This is a genomic window from Streptomyces sp. NPDC059524 (assembly GCF_042749255.1).
Lineage (GTDB): Bacteria > Actinomycetota > Actinomycetes > Streptomycetales > Streptomycetaceae > Streptomyces > Streptomyces xanthii.
On the sequence record NZ_JBHYTK010000075.1, the window covers coordinates 1 to 16,297 of the forward strand.

Genomic DNA, 16,297 nt, shown 5'->3' on the forward strand with positions numbered 1-16,297 from the left:
GGCTGCGCCTCATCGGGGAAATGCGACCCGAAGGGTCTGCATTTCAGGGGCGCGGGGAACTGCGCGACCAGCCCCCACCGGGCCGCACTCGCCGACGAACCGGCGGAGCTACGGCGCTAGATCCGCTCCACGATCGTGGCGATGCCCATCCCGCCCCCGACACACAGCGTCGCCAGCCCGTACCGGAGGTCCCGCCGCTCGAGCTCGTCCACCAGCGTGCCGAGGATCATCGCCCCGGTCGCCCCCAGCGGGTGCCCGAGCGCGATCGCCCCGCCGTTCACGTTCACCTTGTCCAGCGAGAGCCCCATGTCCTTCACGAAGCGGAGCACCACGGCCGCGAACGCCTCGTTGATCTCGACGAGGTCGATGTCGTCGATGGTCAGCCCGGCCTTGGCGAGTGCCTTGCGGGTGGCCGGCGCGGGACCGGTGAGCATGATGGTCGGCTCGGAGCCGGACACGGCCGCGGAGACGATCCGGGCGCGCGGCGTGAGCCCGTACCGCTCCCCCACCTCGCGCGAGCCGATGGCGACGAGGGAGGCGCCGTCGACGATGCCGGAGGAGTTGCCCGCGTGGTGGACGTGGTCGATCTTCTCGACCCAGTGGTACTTCTGCAGCGCCACCGCGTCGAAGCCGCCGAGGTCGCCGATGTCCTTGAAGGACGGCTTCAGCCGGGCCAGCGAGTCTGCCGTGGTGCCCGGGCGCAGGAACTCGTCGTGGTCGAGCACGGTGAGGCCGCTGCGGTCCTTGACCGGGACGACGGACCGCTCGAAGCGGCCGTCCTTGACGGCGGCGGCGGCCCGCTCCTGGGAGAGCGCCGCGTACTCGTCGACGTCACGCCGCGAGAAGCCCTCGATGGTGGCGATGAGGTCGGCGCCGATGCCCTGCGGCACGAAGCCGGTGTCGAAGTTGGTCATCGGGTCGGCGAACCAGGCTCCGCCGTCGGAGGCCATCGGCACGCGCGACATGGACTCGACGCCGCCGGCGAGGACGAGGTCCTCCCAGCCGGAGCGGACCTTCATGGCGGCCAGGTTCACGGCTTCCAGGCCCGAGGCACAGAAGCGGTTCTCCTGGACGCCGGCGACGGTGTCGGGCAGGCCGGCCGCGATGGCGGCGATGCGGGCGATGTCGGAGCCCTGGTCGCCGACGGGGCCGACGACGCCGAGGACGATGTCGTCGATCGCGGCGGGGTCGAGGTCGGGGAAGCGGGCGCGGATCTCGTGGATGAGCCCGACGACCAGGTCGATCGGTTTGGTGCCGTGCAGCGAGCCGTTGGGCTTGCCCTTGCCGCGCGGGGTGCGGATCGCGTCGTAGACGTACGCGTCTGTGGTCACGGAGGTGCCTTTCGGGGCTGTGGAGCTGTTCAGGGCTTCGGAGGCGTGCGGGAGGTCAGGCGAGCAGGGAGCGGCCGATGATCTCCTTCATGATCTCGGTGGTGCCGCCGTAGATGGTCTGGATGCGTCCGTCGGTGAAGGCCTTCGCGACGCGGTACTCGGTCATGTAGCCGTAGCCGCCGTGCAGTTGGAGGCAGCGGTCGGCGACGCGCTTCTGCAGTTCGGTGGCCCACCACTTCGCCATGGAGGCGTGCACGGCGTCGAGGGTTCCGTCGGAGTGGTCCTCGATGCAGCGGTCGAGGAAGGTGCGGGTGACGGCGCACTCGGTGGCCATCTCGGCTATCTCGAACCGGATGTGCTGCTTGGTGGCGAGCGGCCGGCCGAAGGCCTCGCGCTCCTTCACGTACGTCGTGGTGATCTCCAGGAGGTGCTCGGCGGCGGCGATCGCGGCGACGGCGATGCCCATGCGCTCCTGCGCGAGGTTCGTCATCAGGTGGATGAACGCGCCGTCGAGCTCGCCGAGCAGATTCTCCTTCGGGACGCGGACGTCGTCGAAGAAGAGCTCGGCCGTGTCCTGGGACTTCTGGCCGATCTTGTCGAGGTTGCGGCCCCGCTCGAAGCCCTCCATGCCGCGCTCGACGACGAGCAGGGACAGGCCGTGGGCGCCGCCCTCGGTGGTGGTCTTGGCGACGACGATGACGAGGTCGGCGAGGATGCCGTTGGAGATGAAGGTCTTGGAGCCGTTGAGCAGCCAGTGGTCGCCCTTGTCCTCGGCGCTGGTGCGGATGCCCTGGAGGTCGGATCCGGCGCCGGGCTCGGTCATGGCGATCGCGGTGATCAGCGAGCCGTCGCAGAAGCCGGGCAGCCAGCGCCGCTTCTGCTCCTCGGTGGCGAGGGAGGTGAGGTACGGGCCGATGATGTCGTTGTGCAGGCCGACCGCGAACCCGGCGACACCGGCGCGGGTGAACTCCTCGGCGAGGACGGCGCTGTAGCGGAAGTCCTCGTTCCCGCCGCCTCCGTACTCCTCCGGGACGGCGAGGCCGAGCAGGCCCTGGCGTCCGGCGGCGAGCCAGACCTCGCGCGAGACGATGCCGTCCTTCTCCCACTGCTCGTAGTGCGGGGTGACCTCCTTGGCGAGGAAGGTGCGGACGGTCTCGCGGAACGCCTCGTGCTCGGCGCTGTACAGGCGTCGCTCCATGCCGGTTCTCAACTGCCTTCCGTTGTCGTCTGGTCCAGTGCCGGTACGCCCCAGTCGCGGGCCACGTCGGCGGTGCCGGCGCCCGGCCGGGCGGGGCCCGAGCGGACGCCGGTGGGGGTGCGGGAGAAGCGCGGCGCGGGGGCCGGCTGGGTGATGCCGCCGTGCTCGACGAAGGTGGCGCGGGCGGCGAGGTGCGGGTGGGAGGGGGCCTCGCGCAGGGAGAGCACGGGCGCCACGCAGGCGTCGGAGCCCTCGAAGACGGCGGTCCACTCCTCGCGGGTCCGCTCCTTGAAGCGCGCGGCGACCGCGTCGTGCAGCTCGCCCCAGCGGGCGATGTCCTTGCGGGCGGGCGCCGTCCCGTCGAGGTCCATGAGCCGCATGAACTCGTCGTAGAACTGCTGCTCCAGGGCGCCGACCGCCATGTACTGGCCGTCGGCGGTCTCGTAGGTGCCGTAGAAGGGACAGCCGCCGTCGAGGAGGTTGCTGCCGCGGCGGTCCTGCCAGCCGCCGGCCGCGAGCATGCCGTGGATCATGGAGGAGAGGTGGGACGCGCCGTCGACGATCGCGGCGTCGACGACCTGGCCGGGCCCGCCCGCGCGCGCGTGGTGCAGCGCGGCGAGGATGCCGACGACCAGGTAGAGGGAGCCGCCCGCGTAGTCGCCGACCAGGTTGGCGGGCACGGTCGGGGCCTTGTCGGGCTCGCCGATCATGCCGAGGGTGCCGGTCAGGGCGATGTAGGCGATGTCGTGCCCGGCGCGCTGGGCGAGGGGGCCGTCCTGGCCCCAGCCGGTCATGCGGCCGTAGACGAGGCGCGGATTGCGGGCGTGGCAGGCGTCGGGGCCCACGCCGAGGCGCTCGGCGACGCCGGGCCGGTAGCCCTCGATCAGGACGTCGGCGCGCTCGACGAGGTCCAGGACGCGGTCGGCGCCGTCCGGCGCCTTCAGGTCGACGACCACGGAGCGCTTGTTGCGGTTCGTGATGTCGAAGGCGGGGTCGATCGCGAGGCCTCCGCCGCCGGGGCGGTCGACGCGGACCACGTCGGCACCCAGGTCGGCGAGGAGCATCGCCGCGAAGGGGCCCGGCCCGATCCCGGCGAGCTCGACCACCCGCACACCGGCGAGCGGTCCGTTCCCGCCGTCTTCGGGCTGTCCGCCTGTCACTGTCATTCCGCCACGCCCCTGGGCTCGCTTGTGACACAACTGATGTAACACCAGTGATGCTATGAACGAGCCCGGCCGGGCACAAGCCCCCAAGAGCAAGCGCTTAGACATTTTCCCGGGGACCTAAGGGAAAGCTTGTGCGCGCCGCGCGCTAGCCTCGGCCACCGACAACGGCGCGGACGCGGGACAAGGGGTGTCATGAACAGGCCTGAAGAACCGGCCAGGACGTACGACGTGGTGCTGTTCGGGGCCACGGGCTTCGTCGGGGTGCTCACCGCCGAGTACCTCGCCGCGCACGCCCCGGAGGGCCTGCGCTGGGCGATCGCCGGCCGCGACACCGCGAAGCTGGAGCGGCTGCGCGAGCGCCTCACCGGGATCGACCCGGCGTGCGCGGTGCTCCCGCTGGAGCGCGCGGACTCCGCCGACCCGGCGTCCCTGCGCGAACTCGCCTCCCGCACGCGCGTGGTCGCCTCGACCGTCGGCCCGTACCTGGAGTACGGCGAGGGACTCGTCGCCGCGTGCGCGGACGCGGGCACCGACTACGTGGACCTCACGGGCGAGCCGGAGTTCGTCGACCTCATGTACGTGCGGCACGACGCCCGCGCGCGCGAGACGGGCGCCCGCCTGGTGCACAGCTGCGGCTTCGACTCGGTCCCGCACGACCTGGGCGCGTACTTCACGGTCCGGCAGCTGCCCGAGGGCGTGCCGCTGCGCGTCGACGGGTTCGTGCGCTCCAACGCCCAGTTCTCGGGCGGCACGTTCGCCTCCGCGCTGAACCAGTTCGCGCGGGCCCGGCAGATGCTCGCCGCGCACCAGGACCGGCGCCGGCACCAGCCCCGCCTGGTGGGCCGTACCGCGTACGCGCCGACGGGCGCCCCGCGGTACGCGCCCGAGGTCGGCGCCTGGGCGGTGCCGCTGCCGACGATCGACCCGCAGGTGGTGCAGCGTTCGGCGCGCGCCCTGGAGCGGTACGGCCCCGACTTCCGCTACCGGCACTACGCCGCCGTGAAGTCGCTGCCCGTCGCGGTCGGCGGGGTCGCCGCGGTGAGCGCGGTGTTCGCGGCGGCCCAGGTGCCGCCCGCGCGGCGCTGGCTGGGCGGGCGGCTGCGCCCCGGGGACGGGCCGGGCGAGGCGCGCCGCGCGAAGAGCTGGTTCTCGGTGCGGTTCGTCGGCGAGGGCGGCGGGCAGCGCGTGTTCACCGAGGTGTCGGGCGGCGACCCGGGCTACGGCGAGACGGCGAAGATGCTGGCCGAGTCGGCGATGTGCCTGGCTCTGGACGAACTGCCCGCGACGGCGGGGCAGGTGACGACTGTTCAGGCCATGGGCGACGCCCTCCTGGAGCGGCTCCAGGAGGCCGGGCTCACGTTCCGGGTCGCCGCCCGGCGGTGACGTCGAGCAGGGCGTCCCGGCACAGCCGGTCCGCCCTGCGGGTCGTCTCCGGGATCCGGAACTGCGGGGTCAGCGCGAGGACATGGGCGCAGGCGTTGTCCAGCGTCATGCGGTGCCCGACGGACACGTAGACCGGTTTGACGCCGGCCCTGGTCCGCAGGGCGCGGCCGACCTCGTCGGCGCCGTCGAGGAGCGGGGCCGCGGCGCCCCGCTCCGGGCCGACCTCGCCGTGCGCGAACACGAACGGCTTCTTGGCGACGCCCACCGTGGGCAGCCCGGTGAGCACGCCGAGGTGGCTGGCGAGCCCGAAGCGGCGCGGGTGGGCGAGCCCGTAGCCGTCGCACACCACGAGGCCGGGGGCGGCGTCCAGCGCCTCCAGGGCGCCGAGGACGGCCGGGATCTCGCGGAACGCCAACAGGCCCGGCACGTAGGGGAAGGCGACGCGTCCGACGGCCGTCGCCTCCTCGACGACGTCGAGCGTCGCCGCGTCCAGCACGACGGCGGCGGCGGCCACGACGCCGCGCTCGTCGTCGTAGGCGACGTCGATCCCGGTGACCGTGCCGGTGCCGGGCGCGGGCCCGGTCTCGTCGCGCACGACGCGTCCGCGCAGCGCGTCCTGCACGGCCAGCGCCGCCGCCTCGTCCTCCGGCCAGCCCTCAGGGATCCCCGTGATCGTCCGCATGTCCTCACCTTAGACAGCCGGACGACCGGCCCCGCGCGGCGGCAGTAGGGTGGCGATCATGTTCGTTCTCGAATTGACGTACACCCAACCGGCCGACCGCGTCGACGCGTTGCTGCCCGCCCACGTCGAGTGGCTGGACGCGCAGTACGCGGCCGGCACCTTCCTCGCGTCGGGCCGCAAGAACCCGCGCGACGGCGGCGTCATCCTGGCCACCGGATCGGACCGCGAGGCGATCGAGTCGCTCACCCGGACCGACCCGTTCGTGACCGGCGGCGTGTGCGCGTACCGGGTGACGGAGTTCTACGCGACGAAGACGTCTCCCGAACTGGCGGACCACCGCGACGAGTTGCCCGCCGACGCGTAGCCGCACCCGGTACCGCGCTCACCTACGGCTACCGGCGGCTACCGGCCCGAGCGGGCCACCCGGCCCTTCTCGCCCGATGCCCAGCACGCGCCGTCGCGGGTGCAGTCCACCGTGTCGTACGAGCCCGTGTCGACGGTGCGCCAGGTGCGGCCGCCGTCGGTCGTGAGGTCGGTGCCGGTCGGGCCGACCGCGAGGGCCGCGGCGCGGCTGTGCGGAAGCCAGGCGACTCCGGAGCGGTAGGCGGGCGGCGGCCGGTCCGACGGGGTCCAGGTGCGGCCCGCGTCCCCGGTGACCGCGGCGGCCCGCGGGGAGGCCTGGTCGGCGCGGTAGTCGCCGCCGACGGCGATGCCGTGGGCGCGGTCGCGGAAGGCGAGCCCGAAGACACCGCGGGCCGGGTCGCCCGCCGGGACCGGCGTCTCGTGGGCGGTCCAGGTCAGGCCGCGGTCGCCGGAGTGCAGGACGCGGGCGGTCGCGCCGCCGCCGGTCGCGAGCCACACGTCGGAGCGGCCGGCCGACACGAGGCACTGCCCGGACGCGGCGAAGCCCGCCTCCCCCGGCTGCGCGGCCGGCATCCCGGCGCTGGGCAGCACCTTCCAGGAACGGCCGCCGTCCCCGGTCGACAGGATGCGGTACTTGCCGTCGACGGGGTCGCTCATGGCCAGCCCGTTGCGGTGGTCGAAGAAGGTGACGCAGTCGTAGAAGGCCTTCGGGTCCGGGTTGCGGAAGGACTCCGTCCAGGTCGCGCCGCCGTCGTCGGTGCGGAAGATCCGGGAGTCCTCGCCCTCCCCGATGGCCAGGGCCACGGCGCGGCGCGCGTCGAAGGCCTCGATGTCGCGCAGTTCGAGGCCGCTCGCACCGGGCGGCGAGACGTTCCGCCAGTGGGATCCGCCGTCGGTGGTGCGCAGCACGGTGCCGCGCGAGCCGGCGACCCAGGCGGTGGAGCGGTTCACGGCGGCGAGGCCGCGGAAGCGGGCGTCGGTGCCGGTGTCCGTGAGCCGCCAGGCACCGGGCTCACCCGGCGCGCCGCTCGACGCGGGGGCCGGGGCCGCGCCGAGCGCGACGGCGCCGAGGACGGCCGCCGCGAGCACCGCGGCCCCCTTCGTTCCGCTCGTTCCCCCGCTCCGTGCGCGCGCCCTCTCCCCGGTGCGCAGGAACCTCAGTACTCTCGTTGCCCTCGATCTCCCCATGGCGCGCGAAGCTAGTGCAGCACCTCGGTGGCGTCCAGAGGGCCTCCAGGGCCTCAGGAGAATCAGCCGGTACGCGGGCGACATGAAACCGGTGACCGAGGTCACTCGTTTTTCGTCCGAGTTCCTGTGCACGGATCGGTCCGTTCCGCCGTCTATTCCAGTGAGGCCGTCCGAGCGTGGCCGGCCTCCGTCCAGCCTTCACAAGGGAGCAGGCGTTGTCCTTCGTCATCGAGCAAGCCGTTGAGGCCCGTCTCGTCGCCGCCGCGCCGCGCATGGCGAGCATCCCCGCGACCCTGCACTACGACCTCCACGACCCGTTCGCCGTGCGCATGTCGTTCCCGGCGTCGGCGACGCTGGAGGGTGTCGAGGTCTGCTGGACGTTCTCGCGCGAGCTGCTCGCGGCGGGAGTCGTGGACGCGGTGGGCGCCGGTGACGTGCGGGTGCGCCCGTACGGCTACGACCGCACGGAGCTGGAGTTCCACGCGGTCGAGGGCACGGCGATCGTCCACATCCGCACCGGTGAGCTGCGGCGCTTCCTCGGGGACACGGACGCGCTGGTGCCGGTCGGCGAGGAGTCGGCCTTCCTGGACGTCGACGGCGACCTGGCGGAGCTGCTCCGCGACGCCTGAGCCTCCGCCCCGCGGACCCCCGGCCGCCCCGCGTAATTCCGTTGACGGGCCCGAAGGCGGGTCCTACGTTGTACAGCGGTTCTGTTGCCGTCGATCGGAGAAGGACGTTGCTCGTCTGAGGTCCTGAGACACCGCGCATGTCACGCAGTGCACGCGTACCCCGCACTTCCGGGCGTACGGCTGCCGTGCGGCATGTCGTCGTGCGAGACCTCGGTGATCCGAGCCGTCCGTCCTGTCCACCGCAACAGGCCCTTTTTTGTGGGCCTTTCGCCCGCGGTGTCTCGAACGCTTCGCATGTCCACCGTTCGTTCCGAGCACCCGCGAGGCCCGTATGTCCATGTCCCCCCATTCGCACGGATCCGCCCCCGCGTCGATCGCCTGCACCGCCCTTTCCTACGCCTGGCCGGACGGCACCCCCGTCCTGGACGGACTCCAGGTCGCCTTCGGCCCCGGACGCACCGGCCTGATCGGTGTCAACGGGTCCGGGAAGTCGACCCTGTTGAAGCTGATCGCCGGCGAGCTCACGCCCTCGGAGGGCACCGTGCGGGTCGCCGGCGAGGTCGGCTACCTGCCGCAGAACGTCACGCTCGACACCGGGCGGCGCGTCGACGAGGTGCTCGGCATCGCCGCCACCCGCGCCGCGCTGCACGCGATCGAGGCCGGCGACCCGAGCGAGGAGCACTTCACGGCGGTCGGCGACGACTGGGACGTCGAGGAGCGCGCCACCGCGACCCTCTCCCAGCTCGGCCTCGGCCGCATCGACCTGGACCGCACCGTCGGCGAGGTCTCCGGCGGCGAATCGGTGCTGCTGCGGCTCGCCGCGCTGCTCCTGCGCCGCCCCGACGTCCTGCTGCTCGACGAGCCGACGAACAACCTGGACCTGTACGCCCGCCGCCGGCTCTACGCGGCCGTCGACGGCTGGTCCGGCGTCCTCGTCGTGGTCAGTCACGACCGTGAACTCCTCGACCGTGTCGACCAGATCGCCGATCTGCGCGGCGGCGAGGTCACCTGGTACGGCGGGAACTTCTCCGCCTACGAGGAGGCGCTCGCGGCCGAGCAGGAGGCGGCCGAACGCATGGTGCGTGTCGCCGAGTCCGACCTGAAGAAGCAGAAGCGCGAACTGGCCGACGCCCACGTGAAACTGGCCCGCCGCAAGCGGTACGGCCAGAAGATGTGGGACACCAAGCGCGAGCCCAAGGTCGTCATGGGCGAACGCAAGCGTCAGGCCCAGGTCGCCGCCGGCAAGCACCGCATCATGCACGAGGAGAAACTCGCCGAGGCCAAGGAGCGCCTCGACGAAGCCGTGGAAGCGGTCCGCGACGACGACGAGATCCGCGTCGACCTGCCGTTCACGGCGGTGCCGCCGGGTCGGCAGGTGCTCACGCTGCGTGAGCTGAGGCTCGCGTACGGGGCGCGCGTGGACGGCGAGTTCGAGCTGCGCGGCCCGGAACGGATCGCGCTGGTGGGACGCAACGGCGCGGGCAAGACCACGCTGCTGCGCACGATCGCCGGCGAGCTGGCCGCGCTCGAAGGAGAGGCGACGGCGCATGTGCCGCTGCGTTTCCTGCCCCAGCGGCTCGACGTGCTGGACGAGGAGGCGAGCGTCGCGGAGAACGTGGCCCGGTTCGCGCCGGACGCCACGGTGAACCGGGTCCGGGCGCGGCTCGCCCGCTTCCTGTTCAAGGGGGCGAAGGCGGACCAGCTCGCGGCCTCCCTGTCGGGCGGCGAGCGCTTCCGGGCGACGCTGGCCGCGCTCATGCTCGCCGAGCCCGCCCCGCAGCTCCTCATGCTGGACGAGCCGACGAACAACCTGGACATGGCCAGCGTCCGGCAGCTGACCTCGGCCCTGGAGTCGTACGAGGGGAGCCTGATCGTGGCCAGTCACGATCTGCCGTTCCTGGAGTCGATCGGCATCACGCGCTGGCTGCTGCTCGACGGCCGCCTGAGGGACACGACCCGCGAGGGGGTGCGCGCCGCCTGACATGAAGAGCGGCCGACAGGGGAGGTGTGACTTGCCTCTCAGTCCGCCCGCTCGGGCTCCTGGGGTGGGGACGGCTCTTTACCGAGCGCTTAACCTACGGGAACGTAACCTACGACACCGTAGGTAGATCCGCTCGTTCCGCCCGCTGTATCTCCGTCCCCAGGAGCCCTTCGTGACTGTCATCTCCCCCCGCCTCGGTTCGTCGACCAGCTGGACCGACGCCCGGCTGCTGTACGCCCTGGAGGAAGTGGTCGAGAAGGAGCTCAACCGGCACCTGAAGGTCGCCAAGGACTGGATGCCGCACGAGTACGTGCCCTGGTCGGACGCGCGGAACTTCCCGGGCCTGTTCGAGGACGGCGAGGCGTGGGACAAGGAGCAGTCCAAGGTCACCGAGATCGGCCGCACGGCCCTCGTGGTGAACCTCCTCACCGAGGACAACCTGCCCAGCTACCACCACGAGATCGCCTCGCTCTTCGGCCGTGACGGCGCCTGGGGCACGTGGGTGCACCGCTGGACGGCGGAGGAAGGCCGGCACGGCATCGTGATGCGCGACTACCTGCTCGCCTCGCGCGCCGTGGACCCGGACAAGCTCGAGGCGTTCCGCATGTCCCACATGAGCGAGGGCTTCGAGTCCGACAACCGGCACTCGATGCTGCACTCGGTCGCGTACGTGGCCTTCCAGGAGCTCGCCACCCGCATCTCGCACCGCAACACGGGCCACCAGTCCGGCGACCCGGTCTGCGACCGGATGCTGTCCCGGATCGCGACCGACGAGAACCTGCACATGGTCTTCTACCGGAACCTGCTGAAGGCCGCCTTCGAGCTCGCCCCCGACCTGACCATGCAGGCCGTGCGCGACGTGGTCGTCGACTTCCGCATGCCCGGCCACGGCATCCCCGGCTTCGAGCGCGCCGCCGCGCAGATGGCCATCGGCGAGGTCTACAACCTGCGCATCCACCACGACGACGTGCTGCAGCCCGTGCTCCGCTTCCTGAAGATCATGGAGATCGACGGCCTGGGCCCGGAGGGTCTCAAGGCGCAGGAGGAACTGGGTCTGTTCATGAACGGCCTGGACTCCGAGGCCGCCAAGTTCGACGAGAAGCTGGCCGCCCGCAAGGCCCGGATGGCGGCGCGCGCCGCCGCCAAGTGAGCCGACCGGCGCACGGGCTCCAGGAGTCCTAGGAGGAGCGCCTGATCTCGTGGCGCTCCTTCTCGGACAGTCCGCCCCAGACGCCGAAGCGTTCGTCGTGCTTCAGGGCGTACTCGAGGCAGGCCGGCCTGATCTCGCACATCCGGCAGATCATCTTGGCCTCGCGGACCGAGCTTCCGGGTTCGGGAAAGAAGAAGTCCCCGCCGGTCTGGGCGCACAGGGCCTGGTCCCGCCAGGTGGGGCCGGCAGGCGTGAGGGTCGTGTTCGCGTGCATGCCGGTCATGCTGCCGCGCGGCGCGAAACGTTCGATCAACGAATGATCAACGCCCGCGCCGCGCGCTCGTCACTGCTGGTCGGGGTCGCCCTTGATGACCGCGAAGCCCGCACCGTAAGGGTCGGCGAGCTTGGCGATGCGGCCCACGCCGGGGAGGCTGACGGGCGCCAGGCGTACCGTACCGCCCAGCTCCTGGGTCCGGTCGGCGACCGCGTCGACGTCCGGCACATGGACGTACGGCGTCCAGTGCGCCCCGTCGGGCGCCTCCACCGGGTCCGCCTGGAGCGGCACCATCCCGCCGAACATGCCGTTCTCGTCGGTGCCCGCCGGGTTGACCGTCGTGTACGTGCCGCCGGGGAACTGCACGTCGAAGGCGCCCCAGCCGAGGACCGTGCCGTAGAAGGCCTTCGCCGCGGCCACGTCGGGCGTGTAGAGCTCCACCCAGTTCAGGCCGCCGTCCTCGGTGACATGCTCCAGGCCCTTGTTGGTCCCGGGCTGCCAGATGCCGAAGGAGGCGCCGGCCGGGTCGGCGAGGATCGCCATGCGGCCCAGGTCCATGACGTCCATCGGCTGGAAGAGCACCGCGCCGCCGGCCTTCTCGGCCGCCGCGGCGGTGGCGTCCGCGTCGGCGCTCTGGAAGTAGACGCTCCAGGCGGGCTGCCCCTGCTCCGGGGTGACGGTCATCGCGCCGGCCGTCGTGCGTCCGCCGAGCTGGAAGAGTCCGTATCCGCCGGTCTCGGGCGGGCCCGGCTGGAAGCTCCAGCCGAACAGGCCCCCGTAGAAGGAGACGGCACCGTCCAGGTCGGGGGTGCCGAGGTCCATCCAGTTCGGCGCGCCGTCCGTGTAGTCCGTCGTGATCATGGTCGAGCCCTCCTCGTCGAGGGATGCGCGGGATGTACGGCCGAGTCTTCCACCGACCGCCCGGGAGCGCCGTCGCACCACGCTGACCAGCACAGGTACGGACCAGAAGAAATCCTGTCCCACGCATTCATTTCTTGAACAGAAACAAAAGATGGGAGCGCTCCCTGCCGCAAGTCTTGACGGCCAGGGTCCCGCTCGCCACAGTGGGCCTCCCCCACACCCCCCACGTGTCAGGAGTGCCGACCGTGATACCCCGGATGTCCCGCAGGATGTTTCTCGCCGGTGCCGGTGCGACCGCCGCGACGGCCGCCGTGTCCCTCACCGTCCCCTCGTGGACGGCGGGAGCGGCCGCCGCGCCCGCGACCTGTGAACTGGCCCTGGAGAACAAGTCGTTGAGCGGCACGGTGCGCGCGTACGTCACCGGCCACGAGCAGTCCACCGGCAACTGGGTGCTGCTGCGCGCCGACGGCGGTGTCTACCGGCCCGAGTCGCCGGGCGCCCCGCAGACCCCGCTGCCCGTGGACTGCGCGATCCCGCTGGGCGCGGCGGGTTCCGCGCCCAAGGTGGTGACGCTGCCTCAGATGTACGGCGCCCGCGTCTACTTCGTCCGTGACGACACCCTCGACTTCTTTCTCAACCCGGGCCCCGGTCTCGTCGAGCCCGCGTTCGCGACGCCCACGGACCCGAACTACGGGAAGACCTGGTCGTTCTGCGAGTTCACCTTCAACTCCGACCAGCTGTACGCGAACATCAGCTACGTCGACCTGGTCACCGCCCTGCCCATCGGGCTGACCCTGGAGGGCGACGCCACGCACACGGTCGCCCCGCTGCCGGACGGCGCCGTCGAGAGGATCGCGGCCGACCTCACCGCGCAGGCCGGGGCGGACGGGCAGCCCTGGGACCGGCTCGTCATCCGTGGCGGCGACGGGAAGGTGCTGCGCGTGATCTCCCCGCAGAACCTGATGGCGCCCTACTTCGACCGGCCCGACGAGATGCCCTTCCGCGACGTGTGGAACGGGTACATCGACCGGGTCTGGGAGAAGTACCGCGGCACCGACCTGAAGATCGACCTCCAGGGCGGGCGCGGCGTGTTCACCGGCCGGGTCACCGGTGACACGCTCACCTTCGACGGCGGGCACACCTTCGCCAAGCCCACGTCGAAGGACGTCTTCACCTGCAACCACGGGCCGTTCGCCAACAACCCGGCCGACCCCGACGACAAGAAGGGCCTGCTGGCCCGGCTCGCCGCCGGGTTCAACCGCAGCATCATGCTCACCCACCCCGAGCAGCCGAACGGCACGACGTCCGGCGACTACTACAAGGACACGACCACGAACCACTGGGCGCGGGTCGTGCACGCCAACTCGCCCATCGGGTACGCCTTCCCGTACGACGACGTCCGGCCCGACGGGCAGCCGGACGTGTCCGGCGCGGCCCACGACGGCAACCCGCGCCGGTTCACGGTGAGCGTCGGTTCCTAGGACCCCTCGTGCGCATCAGGCTCGGTCAGGCGCGGGCGTCCTCGCGGATCAGTTCCACCGCGCGCTCCGCGAGGGCGACCGTCGGGGCGTGGGTGTGGCCGCGCGTGATGCGCGGCATGACGGAGGCGTCGACGACCCGCAGTGCCTCCACCCCGCGCACCCGCAGCCGCGGATCGGTCACCGCGTCCGGGTCGGCGCCCATCCGGCAGGTGCCGACCGGGTGGTAGAGCGTCTCGGCGCCGGCCCGGATCGCGGCGGCGAGCGCCGCGTCGTCCACGACGCCCGGGTAGCCGCCCATGGGGGCCGAGCGCAGCGGGCGCAGGGCGGGGTCGTCGAACAGTTCCTCGGCGCGCCGGACCCCGGCGATCAGGGTGCGCAGGTCCTCCTCGTCGGTGAGGTAGCCGGGGTCGATGCGGGGCGCGGCCCCGGCGCCCGCGCCGGTCGGGGTGATGCGGCCGGAGCTGCGCGGCTGGAGCAGGACGACGCCGACGGTGAGGCCGTGCTCGGTGGGCGGGGTGAGCCCGTGCCCGATGAACGGCACCGGTGCGTAGATCAACTCGATGTCGGGCGCGGCGAGTTCGGGCCGGGTCGCGACGAACGCGACGGCCTCGCCGACGTTCGAGGTGAGTGGGCCGCGGCCGCGCAGCAGGAAGCGGGCGATGTTCGCGGGGGTGTCGGCGCCGGTCAGTGAGACGGGGTGCGGGGTGCGGACGGTCACCGCGTAGGAGAGGTGGTCCTGGAGGCGGCGGCCGACGTCCGGGGACGCGACCCGGGTCTCGATGCCGGCGGCGGCGAGGTCCTCGGGGTCGCCGATGCCGGCCTGCTGGAGCAGGTGCGGGGAGCCGATGGCGCGCGGGGGGCGGGTCTACCGCCCCGCCGGGCGCCCGGCCCCCCGGGGGCCCCCCGGCCCGGGCCGCGTCTCTTCCTGGTCACCCCGCGCGCCCGCCGCGCAGGACACCGGGGACGCCCTCGGCGGCGACCCCGGCGGCTCGGGTGCCGTCGAAGTCGATGCGGGTGACCCGGGCGTCGGTGAGGATGTCGAGGTTGGGGCGGCGCGCGGCGGGCTTCAGGTAGCCGTCGGCCGCGCTCCAGCGGCGGCCCTTGTACTGGTTGAGCGGGGTGAGGGCGAACCCGGAGTGGTCGGGCTCGTTCAACTCCCCCAGTTCCTTGAGTCCTTGGGCGCGGCAGGCGTCGAGGAAGGCCGCGGTGGTCGGGTTCGGGTCGCGCGGCGGGGAGATGTGCAGGGGGCCGAGCCGTCCGTGCGCGGAGTCCTCGCCCGGGGCGCCGTGCCAGCGTTCGGCGCGCCGGAAGTAGGGGACGAGCCGGTCGTGCCCCCACTCCTCCCCCGCGGCCTCGCCCCAGGCGTCGTAGTCGTCTCGGTGTCCGCGCACCCACATCATGGCGTTGATGGACGACGAGCCGCCGAGTGTGTGGCCGCGCGGCCAGAACAGCTCCCGTTCGTCGAGGCCGGGCTGTTCGCAGGTCGCGTAGTCCCAGTCGTACGCCGTCTTGAAGAGTTTGGGGAACGCGGCCGGGATCCTGATCTCGCTCTTGCGGTCGCGCGGCCCGGACTCGACGAGGGCCACGCGGACGCCCGGGTCCTCCGAGAGCCGCCCGGCGAGCACGCAGCCCGCGGATCCGGCCCCGACGATGACGTAGTCGTACGTACGGTCCTTGCTCAACTCGGCTCCCTCGACGGCTGGTCGGCGCGTTCTGGTCCACCGCTGGTCTACACCCGGGCGGGGGCGGGCGTACATATGCGGTTGTCCCGGCGCCGGGCCGGAGCGCATGATCGCGCCATGCAGGAGATCACGCCCCGGACGCCGGACCACGCCCTGCGTCCCTACGCGCGGATACCGTCCCGCGTGCGCACGCGGCTGGTGCGGGCCTCGACGGTGGACGCGGCCGGGCACGCGCACTGGCTGCTCGCGGACCGGGACGCACGGGCGCCGTACGAGGCGCGGGTCGTCTCGGTCGCCCCGGACGGCACGTCGCGTGAGACGGCTCTGCGAGGCGTGGGGGCGCGTTTCCCGAAGTTCGACGCGCTGCCCGACGGCGGGTTCGTGGTGGCGAGCGCCCGGGCCGGCCGCACCGACACGGACCAGGTGCAGGTCTTCGACGCGCTCAGGGAGGTCGTCCGCGCCTTTCACGTGGGGGACGCGATCGAGCACCTGCTCGCGGACGAGGCCGGGCATCTGTGGGTCGGGCACTTCGACGAAGGCGTCTACGGGGACGACGAGCTGAGCCATGCCGGGCTGCGACGGTGGAGCGCGGCGGGCGAGGCGTCGTGGGCGTACGAGCCGCCTGACGGGACGCGGCACCTCTCGGATCTGTACGCGCTGAACGTCGTCGGGACGACGGCCTGGTCCTGCGCCTACACGGACTTCGCGCTGGTGCACAACCGTCCTGGGCGCCCCTCGGGCGTCCGGAAGAACCCGGTCCGTGCCGCCAGGGCCCTGGCCGTGCACGGCGACCGCGTCGTCTTCCTCGGCGGCTACGGGGACGACCACGACCGGCTCGTCGACTGCGATCTCGTCGGGCTGGAGGTCCGGCCCGTCACGACCGGCCGGCTGACCCGGCCCGGGGGGGGGGCGGCGCCCCCGGGGGGGC

Annotated in this window: 16 protein-coding genes; 7 read left to right on the forward strand and 9 right to left on the reverse strand. The window is 72.6% G+C overall.

Features of this window, described 5'->3' with window-relative positions; genetic code table 11:
- Positions 1–116: 116 nt before the first annotated feature.
- From ACFW9D_RS21395 to ACFW9D_RS21405, 3 genes are read right to left on the reverse strand one after another with little or no spacing between them, the layout of a single operon-like run.
- Positions 117–1,331, reverse strand: a complete 1,215-nt coding sequence (locus ACFW9D_RS21395) for an acetyl-CoA C-acetyltransferase (RefSeq protein ID WP_188335884.1) — start codon at positions 1,329–1,331, stop codon at positions 117–119.
- Between the two features lie 55 nt (positions 1,332–1,386).
- Positions 1,387–2,529 (reverse strand): acyl-CoA dehydrogenase family protein, encoded by a 1,143-nt coding sequence (locus tag ACFW9D_RS21400; RefSeq protein WP_188335885.1) that lies wholly within the window; start codon positions 2,527–2,529, stop codon positions 1,387–1,389.
- 8 nt (positions 2,530–2,537) lie between these two features.
- On the reverse strand, positions 2,538–3,695 hold the full coding sequence (locus ACFW9D_RS21405; protein ID WP_384623876.1) for a CaiB/BaiF CoA transferase family protein: 1,158 nt from the start codon (positions 3,693–3,695) through the stop codon (positions 2,538–2,540).
- Positions 3,696–3,887: 192 nt separating this feature from the next.
- On the opposite strand from ACFW9D_RS21405, the gene ACFW9D_RS21410 reads away from it, so the two are divergent.
- Complete coding sequence (locus ACFW9D_RS21410) at positions 3,888–5,078, forward strand: saccharopine dehydrogenase family protein (RefSeq protein WP_384623878.1); 1,191 nt, start codon at positions 3,888–3,890, stop codon at positions 5,076–5,078.
- Here ACFW9D_RS21410 and ACFW9D_RS21415 read toward each other — a convergent pair.
- On the reverse strand, positions 5,050–5,760 hold the full coding sequence (locus ACFW9D_RS21415; protein ID WP_384623880.1) for an endonuclease V: 711 nt from the start codon (positions 5,758–5,760) through the stop codon (positions 5,050–5,052). The two genes, ACFW9D_RS21410 and ACFW9D_RS21415, sit on opposite strands and share 29 nt — an antisense overlap.
- Before the next feature lie 58 nt (positions 5,761–5,818).
- Between ACFW9D_RS21415 and ACFW9D_RS21420 the strand changes: the two genes are divergently transcribed.
- Complete coding sequence (locus ACFW9D_RS21420; protein ID WP_188335889.1) at positions 5,819–6,124, forward strand: YciI family protein; 306 nt, start codon at positions 5,819–5,821, stop codon at positions 6,122–6,124.
- A 38-nt stretch (positions 6,125–6,162) separates the two neighbouring features.
- Here ACFW9D_RS21420 and ACFW9D_RS21425 read toward each other — a convergent pair whose 3' ends face one another.
- Positions 6,163–7,212: a WD40/YVTN/BNR-like repeat-containing protein gene (locus ACFW9D_RS21425; protein ID WP_384623882.1), complete on the reverse strand. Its 1,050-nt coding sequence runs from the start codon at positions 7,210–7,212 to the stop codon at positions 6,163–6,165.
- Between the two features lie 314 nt (positions 7,213–7,526).
- Between ACFW9D_RS21425 and ACFW9D_RS21430 the strand changes: the two genes are divergently transcribed.
- The 3 genes from ACFW9D_RS21430 (at position 7,527) to ACFW9D_RS21440 (ending at position 11,071) form a co-directional block, all read left to right on the forward strand.
- Entirely contained in the window at positions 7,527–7,940 is a 414-nt protein-coding gene (locus tag ACFW9D_RS21430) for an SsgA family sporulation/cell division regulator (protein ID WP_188335891.1), read from the forward strand.
- A 337-nt stretch (positions 7,941–8,277) separates the two neighbouring features.
- Positions 8,278–9,921, forward strand: coding sequence for an ABC-F family ATP-binding cassette domain-containing protein (locus tag ACFW9D_RS21435; RefSeq protein WP_384623885.1), 1,644 nt, complete (start codon positions 8,278–8,280; stop codon positions 9,919–9,921).
- Positions 9,922–10,093: 172 nt separating this feature from the next.
- On the forward strand, positions 10,094–11,071 hold the full coding sequence (locus tag ACFW9D_RS21440; RefSeq protein WP_188335893.1) for an acyl-ACP desaturase: 978 nt from the start codon (positions 10,094–10,096) through the stop codon (positions 11,069–11,071).
- A 28-nt stretch (positions 11,072–11,099) separates the two neighbouring features.
- Here ACFW9D_RS21440 and ACFW9D_RS21445 read toward each other — a convergent pair whose 3' ends face one another.
- Together ACFW9D_RS21445 and ACFW9D_RS21450 are read right to left on the reverse strand one after the other, a co-directional pair.
- Positions 11,100–11,345, reverse strand: a complete 246-nt coding sequence (locus ACFW9D_RS21445) for a WhiB family transcriptional regulator (RefSeq protein WP_188335894.1) — start codon at positions 11,343–11,345, stop codon at positions 11,100–11,102.
- A gap of 69 nt (positions 11,346–11,414) precedes the next feature.
- Positions 11,415–12,206, reverse strand: coding sequence for a VOC family protein (locus ACFW9D_RS21450; RefSeq protein WP_188335895.1), 792 nt, complete (start codon positions 12,204–12,206; stop codon positions 11,415–11,417).
- Between the two features lie 269 nt (positions 12,207–12,475).
- Here ACFW9D_RS21450 and ACFW9D_RS21455 point away from each other — a divergent pair, with 269 nt between their 5' ends.
- Positions 12,476–13,687 (forward strand): glycoside hydrolase family 64 protein, encoded by a 1,212-nt coding sequence (locus ACFW9D_RS21455; protein WP_384623910.1) that lies wholly within the window; start codon positions 12,476–12,478, stop codon positions 13,685–13,687.
- A gap of 25 nt (positions 13,688–13,712) precedes the next feature.
- On the opposite strand, the gene ACFW9D_RS21460 is transcribed toward ACFW9D_RS21455, so the two are convergent.
- Together ACFW9D_RS21460 and ACFW9D_RS21465 are read right to left on the reverse strand one after the other, a co-directional pair.
- Positions 13,713–14,405 carry a GMC family oxidoreductase gene (locus ACFW9D_RS21460; RefSeq protein WP_384623888.1) on the reverse strand — a complete coding sequence of 231 codons (693 nt, stop codon included), beginning with the start codon at positions 14,403–14,405 and terminating at the stop codon, positions 13,713–13,715.
- Positions 14,406–14,616: 211 nt separating this feature from the next.
- Positions 14,617–15,369, reverse strand: coding sequence for a GMC family oxidoreductase (locus tag ACFW9D_RS21465; RefSeq protein WP_384623890.1), 753 nt, complete (start codon positions 15,367–15,369; stop codon positions 14,617–14,619).
- Between the two features lie 117 nt (positions 15,370–15,486).
- Here ACFW9D_RS21465 and ACFW9D_RS21470 point away from each other — a divergent pair.
- Positions 15,487–16,297: hypothetical protein (locus ACFW9D_RS21470; protein WP_384623892.1), on the forward strand; the 811-nt coding region annotated here is incomplete at its 3' end.

What these genes read in the sequence shown, in the direction of transcription:
- ACFW9D_RS21400 (WP_188335885.1), bottom strand. Translation starts at nt 2,529, where the DNA reads ATGGAGCGACGCCTGTACAGCGCCGAGCACGAGGCGTTCCGCGAGACC.
- ACFW9D_RS21405 (WP_384623876.1), bottom strand. Translation starts at nt 3,695, where the DNA reads ATGACAGTGACAGGCGGACAGCCCGAAGACGGCGGGAACGGACCGCTC.
- ACFW9D_RS21410 (WP_384623878.1), top strand. Translation starts at nt 3,888, where the DNA reads ATGAACAGGCCTGAAGAACCGGCCAGGACGTACGACGTGGTGCTGTTC.
- ACFW9D_RS21415 (WP_384623880.1), bottom strand. Translation starts at nt 5,760, where the DNA reads ATGCGGACGATCACGGGGATCCCTGAGGGCTGGCCGGAGGACGAGGCG.
- ACFW9D_RS21420 (WP_188335889.1), top strand. Translation starts at nt 5,819, where the DNA reads ATGTTCGTTCTCGAATTGACGTACACCCAACCGGCCGACCGCGTCGAC.
- ACFW9D_RS21435 (WP_384623885.1), top strand. Translation starts at nt 8,278, where the DNA reads ATGTCCCCCCATTCGCACGGATCCGCCCCCGCGTCGATCGCCTGCACC.
- ACFW9D_RS21445 (WP_188335894.1), bottom strand. Translation starts at nt 11,345, where the DNA reads ATGCACGCGAACACGACCCTCACGCCTGCCGGCCCCACCTGGCGGGAC.
- ACFW9D_RS21450 (WP_188335895.1), bottom strand. Translation starts at nt 12,206, where the DNA reads ATGATCACGACGGACTACACGGACGGCGCGCCGAACTGGATGGACCTC.
- ACFW9D_RS21455 (WP_384623910.1), top strand. Translation starts at nt 12,476, where the DNA reads ATGTTTCTCGCCGGTGCCGGTGCGACCGCCGCGACGGCCGCCGTGTCC.